This is a genomic window from Bacillus sp. AFS077874 (assembly GCF_002566505.1).
GTDB lineage: Bacteria > Bacillota > Bacilli > Bacillales > Bacillaceae_G > Gottfriedia.
Window position 1 is genome coordinate 116879 of sequence record NZ_NUYF01000010.1, and the last position, 10830, is coordinate 127708.

Below are 10830 nucleotides of genomic sequence, written 5' to 3' on the forward strand. Positions count from 1 at the left end.
TTAATTATTAGTTTGATTTGATCTCATCTTTCGATTTCGGCACGATGATGATTGTTTCTCCTTTTTTAGAGAACATGTATTGATCACGAGCATAGTTTGCTATGAAATCCGGATCATTTAATAGTCTAATCTGTCTGTTTAAATCTTTTTCAGTTTTAGCTACTTTTTTTTGTTCGACATGTAATGTTGAAAGTTCATGTTGCTTTGCCGAAGCGATCTTGTTTTGACTATACATATATATTCCAGACGCGACAATTAAAGACAAAAATAATGTTGTCAAAATGATTCGATGGATTCGTATTGTTTTTCTTTTTTTAGTCTGCGGAAATTGATTACGAGAAGGCTTGTTTAATTCTTCTCTTTGTGGATTATATAGTTTTCGCGCTTCTGCCTTCACGTTAAAAACCTCCCTTTAAAAATATTATTCTACTCTAGTTTAACAATTAATATCTTTTTAGAAAAGGAAAAAAAGGTAAAACAAGTAAAAATTTGACTATTTTACACAAAAACTAGTCTTTTTTGTCGAGTTTTAGTCACGTATTATCAATAAAAAGATACCATTAATTACCTTAGTTTCTTATTTTTTGAATATTTTAAATTTTTTTAACAAAAGTGGTTGACGAATATTTTCCCATCATGTATATTAAATATAAATTAACTGAATATTTAAACAGTTAAGTTTTAGTAATCATGTTATACACATCCCCCCAATCCCTATCACCCAATTAGATAGGGATCTTTTTATGTTCAAAATCACAAGCCAACAAATTACCAATTTAGGGAAAGTTGGATTATAATACTTTTTAAAGGAGGTACGAGAAAATGCAAAAATTAGAAATTGGTGCTGCCCAAGATGCACTTCAAAATTATATAAATCAAACAGTCTATTTACATTTAGAAACTACAAATGGTGCATATGCTAATCACTTTAATGAAAAAGTAATGACGGTAAATGCCTTTATCAGAAATACGAAAGTAATCATTAGCCGTGCTACAATCACAGGTAAATACCCATACCGTGTCGGATTAAAGCTTGAAGAAGGCTGGGTTGTTGCAGAAGGATTAACTGATTTTGAAGTTGATGACAAAGGTCGCCTCCTACTAGCAGGTCATAATGAGGATGGAAAGCTTGCAATCGCAATACATTTAAGCTATACACCATTTTAAGAGAGGAGCACTAAAAATGAGTCAAAAACAAGAAAAAGTATTACTTGTGTTCCCTCACCCTGATGATGAAGCTTTTGGGGCTGCTGGAACGATTTCGAAGTTTACAAATAAAGGGATTCCGGTTACATACGCTTGTTTAACTTTAGGAGAAATGGGACGAAATATGGGAAATCCATTTTTCGCAACAAGAGAATCACTTCCTACAATACGTAAAAACGAATTAATCGACGCTTGTAGGGAAATGGGAATCCAAGATTTAAGAATGCTAGGATTCCATGATAAAACAATTGAATTTGAAGACCCTGAGGATGTAATTAATCCAATAAAGGAAATCATCGACGAGATTCAGCCAACTTTATTAATTACTTTTTATCCAGAACATGGTGTCCACCCAGACCACGATGCAACTGCAAGAGCTGCTGTTGAAGCAGTTCGACGAATGGATAAGGAAGATCGTCCAACAGTATGGTGTATCGCGATTACAAAAGAACGCTTTGAAGTTTTAGGAAAACCAGATATCGTGAATGATGTAATGGATGTTGCAACCCAGAAACTAAGAACGATGAAAGCACACCGTTCTCAGACAGAGGCGATGCTAAAAGATGTCGTTAAAATCGAAAAATTTGAGGATATACCCGATGATCGATTAAAATCATTTTTTGCTAAGGAATCATTCTATACGTATCAGTTTGAATAAGCACTAACCAATGTAAGAAGGTAAATACCTTATATCTGTAGAAAGAAAAAGAGATTAAACTATTCTGGAGGTTAATGAAATGTTGAAAATGAGGTATTTAATTTTATATGTTTCAAATCTAGAGAAATCTCTTACTTTCTATACTGAGTCTTTAGGCCTTCCTATTCGTGGAAATCACGGTACGTATGTCGAATTAGATACTGACAATACCGTACTTGCTATGATTGAACGTGGCAATGTTCAAGAGCTTACTGGATTAAGTTATAAAAGTACTGAAGCATCCTCTCAAACCTTTGAAATCGGATTTGTAACAGATGATGTGCATTCTACAATAGAAGATTTACGAACCAAAGGTGTCAACATCATCAAAGAACCAATTACAAAACCATGGGGTCAAACAGTAGCATATGTAGCAGATCCAGACGGTCATTTTATTGAAATTTGTAGTTTAATGGACTAATAAAATAGCTAAAAAATCCATCTCTGAAACAAAGAGATGGATTTTTTTTGTATCTACACAAAATTTCTTGTAGAACTATTACGACTAAACTTATAAATAGCAATTAAGAAAAATGCAGCCGCAAAAACTAGTAGGATTAAAATATTTAAATATAAGCTTCCTAAACTACTTCCTTGTTGCAACTTCGTCAATGTCTCTAACGTCCATCTTTGTGGAAGAAAATCCGCAATTCTTTGTACTGATGATGGCATAATCTCGATTGGCCAGAAACAACCGGAGATCATAACAGTTGGAACAACGATTAAGTTCTGTAATGCTCCAGATGATTTTGAACTATTAGAGAACGCTACAATCATTAATGAGATCCCAACTGAGACCAAAGCAAAAAGCATCATAACAACTGCTGCTTCCCAAAATGGAATATGAATATCGATATGAAACACTTTCGTCATAAAGAGGAGCGTAATAATTACTTGGACAGTCATTACAATCATATTTACTACAACATTTGAGAAAATATATTTTCTAGCATTAATAGGTGCTGACAAAAGTCTGTAGTAAATTCGATTTTCTTTTTCCTTTAAAATAATTTCAGAAAGATTCCCTGCAGACATTAACATAATCATAATCAAAAAGCCTAAACTATATGTCGTCATATTTTCAGATTGAGATGAATCTGATAATGTTTTTGTTGCTACCTTGAAGCTTGCGTTTTGGTAGTTGGAATACATTTGATTAAATTTAGTTTGGTCTGTTTTAGCCACTCTACTAATAGCTGAAACATTGTCGATATAGTTGTATAAATAAGATTTTACAAAGCTAGTAATTTGAGCACCTTTTATTGAAGATATTTGAATATGATTTGGGTTACCAGAACGTACACTATCTGTAAAACCATCATGGAACGAAATAACACAATCAAGTGATCCTGAAGCGATCTTATCATTGGCATCTGAATTGTTTATTATTTCAATACGAACGTTATCTAAGTGTTCTAAAAACTTAATCGTATCATTTGCAATATATTGATGATCCTCATTGACAACCCCAACATGAACGATCGTTTTATTGGAACCACCATAAGCTAGAAAGGAAATAAAAATACCAATTAGAGGCACTAAAATATACATAATAATATTTTTCTTATTTTTAAAAGTAGCTCTTAAAGTATTCGAAATTAGCCAAAAAACTGTCTGCATCCTACAGCCCCTCCCTTCTTTGTAGAGAAATAGATGCAAGAAATAGGAATAATAAAGAAAAACCTATATTAAAAACAAGCGCCGGGATAGCAGCTGACAAGTCGTTTGCATAAATAATTTTTGTAATTGCAGTATTAACCCATGTAAGTGGTGAAAGCTGAGTAATGAATTTTAATATCCCACTAGTATCGCCCAATTTAAAGTAAGCTCCACCAAAAAATGAAGATAGCTGCACAACAATCATAATGATTGCTCTAGATGATGAATTTGATTTCGTTATATAGCTTACAACCAAGCCTAAACTAATTGATAGAAGAACTTCCGTTAATAAAACAATAAAGACTAATAATAGATGGTTACCCCAGTTGGCTTTAAAAAAGAATTTACTGAAATAGACAACAACAATAATGCACAGAAAGTTAGCAACTAAACTTCCAAGTATTTTCCCTATAAAAATCTCAAATTTAGAAATAGGAGAAACGATTAATCGATCAGCCGTTTTTCTAACTCTTTCTCCTGTAATCAATTTACTTGCAGACATAGCTGCATAAAGAACAATCATAGTCGTCATTGCAATCGCATAATAATCCATCGAACCTGGCTGTTTATTTGATGCAATCGACGTGTCCTTAATATACTCATCATGAGAATTACCTAAAAAGACTTCTTTAACTTGAGTTGGATCGACTTTTGCAACTTCCACGCTAACATTATATTTATCTACAAAAGAAGATAACATTCCTTGAATAACACTACCCTCAACACTGTTTCCTTCATTGATATAAAGCTTAATTTCGTTATCTTGAATAGAAATATAGCCATCATAATGATTTCGTTTCACTTCATTCTCGCCATTTGTATTACTCGCAGCTTTTTTAAAATGAATTCCAGACTTTTTCGTACTTTTAATTAATTCGTTAAAATACTGCGAAAACTCACCAGTTGTTGATTGATCTTTATATAAAACATGCACATCTTTAATCGGGACGGATGTTGAAAAAGCATTTGAAAGTGAAGTACCTAAGACAAGCATTAAAATGATTGGAAATGCTAACATAAAAAATAAGTTCCTTACATCTCGAAAGTCACGCTTAATTTCCATGAAAGCAATATTAAAAATATTCAAGCTAATTGCCTCCTTATTAAATAATTTTCCATAAAGTTAATCACGTAAATTTCGACCTGTTAATGTAAGGAAAACAGTTTCTAAGTTAGGCGCATTTTCCTGTAATGAACTGATTTCGATTTCATTATTAATAAAATGTTGAATAATTTTATTTAAATTATTCACACCATTATCTGAAGTAATCGTAATAACATTATCTAAAATATGAACGTTCTCAACACCATTAATCGCTTTAAGCTCCGTAACATCAATATTTTCAGTCGTTTTAACTTCAATTCGAATATCCTTTGTATTCGTAATAATCGATTTAAGCTGTTCCTTTGTTCCTTCAGCGATGATTTTTCCATGATCAATAATCGAAATACGAGAGCATATTTCTTCAACTTCTTCCATGTAATGGCTCGTATAAATGATTGTACAGCCCATTTCATTAAGCTTACGTACACTATTAAGAATATAGTTTCGTGAATGTGGATCAATTCCAACAGTTGGTTCATCCATAATAATCAGTTTAGGTCGGTGTGCAATCGCACACGCAATATTTAACCTTCTCTTCATTCCACCAGAGAAATTTTTTGGATAGTCCTTAAATTTATCTTCTAACCCTACAAATTGTAATGCCTCTTCTACTCTTTCATTTAATTCCGAACCTCTTAAACCATATAGTCCAGCGAAAAATCTAACATTTTCATAGGCAGTTAAATCTTCATAAATAGCTAAGTCCTGAGGTACCATTCCAATATTCATTTTTGCGAATTTACTATTCTTCTTACTGTTTTTTCCTAGGATTTCTACAGTACCTTGATTACTTCGAAGTAGCCCTGAAATAATATTAATTGTCGTACTTTTTCCCGCTCCATTTGCTCCAAGAAATCCGAAAATTTCTCCTTCTTCAATTGATAAAGACATATTATCTACTGCTATAAAATCCCCGAACTTTTTAGTTAAATTTTTTATCTCTAAAACTTTCATCCTCTCACCTCTTAAGCTTTGTGTATGATGCTATTATAAGCAAAAGGGTGAACTAATATCAGTGTATTAGTTCACCCTTTTCACATGAGAATATTCATGTTTTTATTTAGGCAAAATCATGATGGACTTAATAGAAATTCATATCACATGTTGAAATTATTGGATTGGAAGCAAAGTTGTAACTGAAAAACCATCATGACCATCCACTATTATTTTCCCGTTTATAGCCACAGTTCTCTCTTCCATCCCAATAATGCCTAAACCTTTTTTAATTTTAACTTTCCCTTTACCATTGTCTTTTACATTTGTTTTTATCATTTTATTCATGACATGTATTTCAATCGAAACCTCTGTAGCATTTGCATATTTCATCGTATTTGTTAAAGCCTCAACTACATTTTCTTGAATTACTTTCCATTGAATTGGCGTAATAAAGTCGAGATTTCCTTTATAGACAAACAATGTTTTTAAATCATGCTTAGCAGAAAATTCATCTATGAATAATTTCATATGATGAATTCCCATTTGTTCAGTTGGAGGCTTCATATTTTTTAAAGTAAGTCTTATGTTTTCAATTCCGTCCTTTGAAATATTAATCGCATTTTGAAGCAATTCTAATGCTTTGTCTTGATTAGTACTCATTAAATGTTTAGCTGCTTCCATTTGATATAGCGCACCTGTCATTGAATGCCCTATTTTATCATGTATTTCTTGAGAAATACGATTTCGTTCCTCCAATTTAAAGGTATATTCCGATTGCTCAATAAACTCATTATGGTTATTTATCTTTTTTGACAGCTTTTGAATCGTTCTCCTCATTTTGTCAATTTGATCTTCTTTAAACCGTAATCTAGTGTTATACAAATTAAAAAGCGAAAAAACGATAAAACTAAATAATGAAATTAATCCATAAATAGGCTGTAAAGAATTAGATAAGTAGAAAATTGGAAATAGTGCAAGAAAGCAACCAATCCATTTTTTCGAAGTAAAAAAAGAAACAAGCTCTAAGATCGACATTGGCAGTAGTAAAAGAAATAATGGCTGAATCTTTAAACTGGAATAGACACTTAAACAAATTGATAAGATTAGTAAAAATTTTATCAACGATCTATTTTTTATTAAGTAAAGACTAATATTTAAACAAAAATAAACAAGTAATGCAAATAGTAACCAAGAGAAATTAGGAATTTCTTTTTGAATACAAATTAGAGCTATATAAAAGATTACAACGAGTTTATTTAAAATAATCCAACGCTCCATATGTAACTCCCTCGCGTTAGTCTACTTTCCCAGTAATATAGAAAATAGCAATTTGTGTTCGATGTTCTAGCCCAGTTTTTCCGAGAATTGAAGTAATATAGTTAGCAACTGTACCTTCAGAAATATAAATTTGCTTAGAAATTTCCTTATTCGAAAACCCTTTTGCGATTAAAGCCATTACATCTAATTCTCTTTGGGTAAACAAACTCGTATCGATTTTCGTATCTGCAGTACTTGCATTGCTTGATAAATTCGTTCTAATTTTATCTAATACTAAATCTTGCATGACTGTATTTCCATGATAAACACTTTTGATCGCTTCTCGAATTCGTTCTGGTTCATTATTTTTTAATAAATAGCCCTTTGCTCCATTTTTAACAGCATCAATAATGTACTCATCATCATCAAAAGTCGTTAAAATAAGTGGCTTTGTTTTAGTTTGCTCGGAAATATGCTTCGTAGCTTCTACGCCATTCATATTTGGCATTCGAACATCTAAAAGCGCAACATCTACCTCATTATTTTGACAATATTTTAACGCTTCATTCCCATCATTTACTGTTTCTAATACTTCAAACTCTTCATAAGAGCTCAAAATGATTTTAAGTCCTTCCCTTATAAATGAATTATCATCAGCAATAATTAATTTTATTTTCATTTGAATAGAGGGAGAAAATTTCTACCTCGTTTTCACATCCTTTATTCCACGAATTATATTTCCATTATATACCACTATTGACTAAATACCATGAGAAGAAAAAGATTAATCTTATTGATTTCGCGAACAAATCACTTAATTACATAATTTTTACGAAGCCTTGACGTATCCATTAATAAAAAGGTAAAAAGATTTTTGTTGAAGTGAACTAATTCAAAAAGTTTAGGAAAAGAAGTTTGAAGATAAAAAAATCCCCATGCATATGCAAAAGGGATTCAAAACATTACTTATTTTCAATTAATACTTTACCATATTGAACTTCATTATTTTCAAAGTAATCATGAGCGTCCTTCACTTGATCAAATGTAAAAGATTTAGGATTGATAAGTGGTTTTAGCTTACCTTCTTCAACTAAAGTAGCAATTTTATTCAAAATAGCGCTATGTTCTTTGCGCCCTTCCTCTGTTTTTTGAGTAAGTAAAATAAAAATTACATGTAAAGATAAAGATTTGTTATGTAATAGTGTTAAATCATGCGTCGAACGTGCTGCGATTGCTAGAACAGTACCTTTTGGTTTAACTGCAATAAAGGATTTATCTAGGTTTTCTTTACCGACAGTATCAAAAACGAGATCAAAGCCTTGCCCATCCGTTAGGCGGTTAACATATTCTTGGACGGACTCTTCCTTGTAATTAATGACATGGTCTGCACCTAGTGCTTTAACTAAATCAGCTTTTTCATTCGACGAAACAGTTGTCGTAACAGTAGCTCCAAAAGCTTTCGCCAACTGGATAGCTAGATGACCAACGCCACCTGCCCCGCCATGAATTAAAATATGATCACCTTGTTTTAAATTACCTCTGTCAAAAAGTGCCTCCCATGCAGTAATAGCTGTTAGTGGTAAACTTGCAGCTTCTTGAATTGGTAAATTTTTTGGAGCTTTAGCAATTACTGTTTCTTCTATTAAAAAATAATCTGAAAGAGTACCCGTAAAGACATTTAAACCGAAAACAAAATCTCCAACTGAAAAACGTGAAACATTTTCACCAACTTCAACAACTTCACCAGAAAAATCACTATGTAAAATCATCGGAAATTTAGGATGGAACGCATTTGGTACAATTCCTTTTCTAATCTTTGTATCAATTGGATTGATACTAGTCGCAGAAACTTTAACTAAAACTTGATGACCAGATGGCTTCGGTATTGAAAGTTCAACATTTTTAAACTCAGAGCTATCTCCATATTGGTGAATAACAATTGCTTTCATAATAGGCCTCCTATGCAAAATAGAAAATATTATTAAGTCATTTTAGCATACATCAGATGGAAAAAAATACGATTTTAACTTGAAATCGAATCATAAGGTTTTGATTATAATGGTTAAAAATTTATAATTTATATTGTTTTTTCACATTGATTCAGTATAATCAATATTAATCTTTTAATCTTAATTCATGGAGGAAAATGACTATGGTAAACAAATTAGAGGAATTAAATGAGAGAAATACGTTAAACCATAGAAATATTGTAAAGTATGTAAAACACGTCTTTGATGAGTTAGACTTAAAAGTTAGAAGATTTCGTGAAGAAACAGCAATTAAGGCAGCTCATCATGCAAAACCAGATTTAGAAGAAGAAAAATTATTTTATAACAATATTCACCATATGAAGACGTTACTAATTGACGTATTAGAACGTACTACTGAAGATCTTGAACATATGGGAGATAAAAACTGGAATAAAAACTTCAAAGACGGCGTAAACGCTTAATTTTAAATAAAAACGTATTTTCTCTATAAATTCTATAAATAAGGATAGGAAGGTATTTAAACCTTCCTATCCTTTTGATTATTTCTTTAGATCCGGCTTCAAATTTCTTACATAATTTTTCAATACAAAAAGTACACTTTCATCAATTGGAATATTTATACCAAATCCATCACTTTTTTCAAGCGAAACAAAACCATGAAGTAAACTTCTTAAACCTCTTACCGCATGAATAAGTTCAATATCCGTTAAATTAAATGGTTTCAATAACTCATAGATTAAGTTCAATATTTTTTTGCCAGTTAAATGATAATCATCACCTGGTGTTTGAGACGGAGATAAGGTAGCTTTATATAAACCAGGATGGGTTCTAGCATAATCAAGATAAGCAAAAGCTAATGCAAAAATTGCTTTCTCATTATTTTTACCTCCAACCGATTCAAGAAGTTTTTCATAAAGTTGCGTAATCCCATGTAATGCAACACTATTTTTTAGTTCATCCAAATTCTTAATATGATTATAAATCGATGGTGGTTGAATCGTTAGCTTCTTTGCAAGATAACTAATCGTTAAAGCCTCCCAGCCTTCTGTATCGACAATTTTAATTGAAGTACTCAGTAATTGATTAAAATTCAATCCAATCCTTGGTGACATTACGAATTCCCCTTCACTTACTGCTTTTTAAGAGCACGGTCAATTGCTTCTTGTGGATGACTTAACATCGTACCATGACCGACTGCTAATAATGTAGGTTTTAATTCACTAATTTTCTTAGCACTATTTAAAGCAGCATCTTTATTCCATGTTGCCATTGAAGGAAAAGGAAATAAAACTTTCAATTGACCAGAGATTGCAAAACCACCTCTTAATGAAAAAGCATCACCAGCGATAATAGCATTTGTGCGTTGATCTAAAAATGCCATTGAACCTGGTGTATGACCGGGAACTTCAACTGCTATTAAAGAACCAATAGTGTCTCCTTCCTGTAGTAACTGATCCGGAATAGTTTGGATATTTTTAGGGACGCCACCTTTTATAGGAGTATTTGGCTCACTAGCTTCTAAACTAGTGTCTCCTTTTAATAATTTTGCATCCCTTTTTGAAATGGAGACGACTGCATCAGGAAGTAGTGATTTTAATTGATCAAGCGCTCCAACATGGTCACCATGTGCATGCGTTAAAACGATATTCGTAATTTTTTTGCCGATTTGATTAGCTGCTTCAATAATTTTAGTCGCACTAAAGGATAGTGCTGTATCAATTAACGTAAGTTCGTTTTCTTCTTCAACTAAAAAACAATTTACAGGAAAGAAATTGGGTAAAAAGCTCAACTCATAAAGATAATTATTTTTCGTAATCTTCATTTTATACCCTCCTAATAATAAAAACTAATACCTTTAGTTTTATAATACTAAAGGTATTAGTTTTTGTGAACAAAAATTCCAAATTTACATAAAAATCGTTATAATGACTAAAAAACCCTTTCATCAAAGATGAAAGGGCTTCAGACTGTTGACAAAC

General features: G+C 31.8%; 13 protein-coding genes. 4 read left to right on the plus strand and 9 right to left on the minus strand.

Annotated elements, in window-relative coordinates:
* Positions 1-7: 7 nt before the first annotated feature.
* Complete coding sequence (locus tag COJ46_RS11815) at positions 8-397, minus strand: FtsB family cell division protein (RefSeq protein WP_097974662.1); 390 nt, start codon at positions 395-397, stop codon at positions 8-10.
* Positions 398-822: 425 nt separating this feature from the next.
* On the opposite strand from COJ46_RS11815, the gene COJ46_RS11820 reads away from it, so the two are divergent.
* From COJ46_RS11820 to COJ46_RS11830, 3 genes are all read left to right on the plus strand, one after another.
* Positions 823-1167, plus strand: coding sequence for a YojF family protein (locus COJ46_RS11820; protein ID WP_097974660.1), 345 nt, complete (start codon positions 823-825; stop codon positions 1165-1167).
* Positions 1168-1183: 16 nt separating this feature from the next.
* Positions 1184-1864, plus strand: coding sequence for a bacillithiol biosynthesis deacetylase BshB2 (bshB2, locus tag COJ46_RS11825; RefSeq protein WP_097974658.1), 681 nt, complete (start codon positions 1184-1186; stop codon positions 1862-1864).
* A gap of 79 nt (positions 1865-1943) precedes the next feature.
* On the plus strand, positions 1944-2324 hold the full coding sequence (locus tag COJ46_RS11830; RefSeq protein ID WP_097974656.1) for a VOC family protein: 381 nt from the start codon (positions 1944-1946) through the stop codon (positions 2322-2324).
* Positions 2325-2377: 53 nt separating this feature from the next.
* Here the strand turns inward: COJ46_RS11830 and COJ46_RS11835 are convergent, their stop codons facing one another.
* The 6 genes from COJ46_RS11835 to COJ46_RS11860 form a co-directional block, all read right to left on the minus strand.
* Positions 2378-3523: an ABC transporter permease gene (locus COJ46_RS11835; protein ID WP_097974655.1), complete on the minus strand. Its 1146-nt coding sequence runs from the start codon at positions 3521-3523 to the stop codon at positions 2378-2380.
* 1 nt (position 3524) lies between these two features.
* Entirely contained in the window at positions 3525-4649 is a 1125-nt protein-coding gene (locus COJ46_RS11840) for an ABC transporter permease (RefSeq protein ID WP_097974653.1), read from the minus strand.
* A 36-nt stretch (positions 4650-4685) separates the two neighbouring features.
* The gene (locus COJ46_RS11845; RefSeq protein WP_097974651.1) at positions 4686-5621 is read right to left on the minus strand and encodes an ABC transporter ATP-binding protein; all 936 of its coding nucleotides are present in this window, start codon (positions 5619-5621) and stop codon (positions 4686-4688) included.
* 156 nt (positions 5622-5777) lie between these two features.
* Positions 5778-6881, minus strand: coding sequence for a sensor histidine kinase (locus COJ46_RS11850; RefSeq protein ID WP_097974649.1), 1104 nt, complete (start codon positions 6879-6881; stop codon positions 5778-5780).
* A gap of 16 nt (positions 6882-6897) precedes the next feature.
* Positions 6898-7539, minus strand: coding sequence for a response regulator transcription factor (locus tag COJ46_RS11855; RefSeq protein WP_097974647.1), 642 nt, complete (start codon positions 7537-7539; stop codon positions 6898-6900).
* A gap of 283 nt (positions 7540-7822) precedes the next feature.
* A complete protein-coding gene (locus tag COJ46_RS11860; protein ID WP_097974645.1) occupies positions 7823-8809 on the minus strand; it encodes a zinc-dependent alcohol dehydrogenase family protein in 987 nt (328 codons plus the stop codon).
* 203 nt (positions 8810-9012) lie between these two features.
* On the opposite strand from COJ46_RS11860, the gene COJ46_RS11865 reads away from it, so the two are divergent.
* The gene (locus tag COJ46_RS11865; RefSeq protein ID WP_069033413.1) at positions 9013-9312 is read left to right on the plus strand and encodes a hypothetical protein; all 300 of its coding nucleotides are present in this window, start codon (positions 9013-9015) and stop codon (positions 9310-9312) included.
* A 78-nt stretch (positions 9313-9390) separates the two neighbouring features.
* Here COJ46_RS11865 and COJ46_RS11870 read toward each other — a convergent pair whose 3' ends face one another.
* A complete protein-coding gene (locus tag COJ46_RS11870; RefSeq protein WP_097974643.1) occupies positions 9391-9963 on the minus strand; it encodes a TetR/AcrR family transcriptional regulator in 573 nt (190 codons plus the stop codon).
* Between the two features lie 17 nt (positions 9964-9980).
* The gene (locus COJ46_RS11875; protein ID WP_097974641.1) at positions 9981-10673 is read right to left on the minus strand and encodes an MBL fold metallo-hydrolase; all 693 of its coding nucleotides are present in this window, start codon (positions 10671-10673) and stop codon (positions 9981-9983) included.
* Between the last annotated feature and the right edge of the window lie 157 nt (positions 10674-10830).

Excerpts from the sequence above, each read along its gene's own strand:
- COJ46_RS11820 (WP_097974660.1), top strand. The coding sequence starts at position 823 with ATGCAAAAATTAGAAATTGGTGCTGCCCAAGATGCACTTCAAAATTAT.
- bshB2 (WP_097974658.1), top strand. The coding sequence starts at position 1,184 with ATGAGTCAAAAACAAGAAAAAGTATTACTTGTGTTCCCTCACCCTGAT.
- COJ46_RS11830 (WP_097974656.1), top strand. The coding sequence starts at position 1,944 with ATGTTGAAAATGAGGTATTTAATTTTATATGTTTCAAATCTAGAGAAA.
- COJ46_RS11835 (WP_097974655.1), bottom strand. The coding sequence starts at position 3,523 with ATGCAGACAGTTTTTTGGCTAATTTCGAATACTTTAAGAGCTACTTTT.
- COJ46_RS11845 (WP_097974651.1), bottom strand. The coding sequence starts at position 5,621 with ATGAAAGTTTTAGAGATAAAAAATTTAACTAAAAAGTTCGGGGATTTT.
- COJ46_RS11850 (WP_097974649.1), bottom strand. The coding sequence starts at position 6,881 with ATGGAGCGTTGGATTATTTTAAATAAACTCGTTGTAATCTTTTATATA.
- COJ46_RS11855 (WP_097974647.1), bottom strand. The coding sequence starts at position 7,539 with ATGAAAATAAAATTAATTATTGCTGATGATAATTCATTTATAAGGGAA.
- COJ46_RS11860 (WP_097974645.1), bottom strand. The coding sequence starts at position 8,809 with ATGAAAGCAATTGTTATTCACCAATATGGAGATAGCTCTGAGTTTAAA.
- COJ46_RS11865 (WP_069033413.1), top strand. The coding sequence starts at position 9,013 with ATGGTAAACAAATTAGAGGAATTAAATGAGAGAAATACGTTAAACCAT.
- COJ46_RS11870 (WP_097974643.1), bottom strand. The coding sequence starts at position 9,963 with ATGTCACCAAGGATTGGATTGAATTTTAATCAATTACTGAGTACTTCA.
- COJ46_RS11875 (WP_097974641.1), bottom strand. The coding sequence starts at position 10,673 with ATGAAGATTACGAAAAATAATTATCTTTATGAGTTGAGCTTTTTACCC.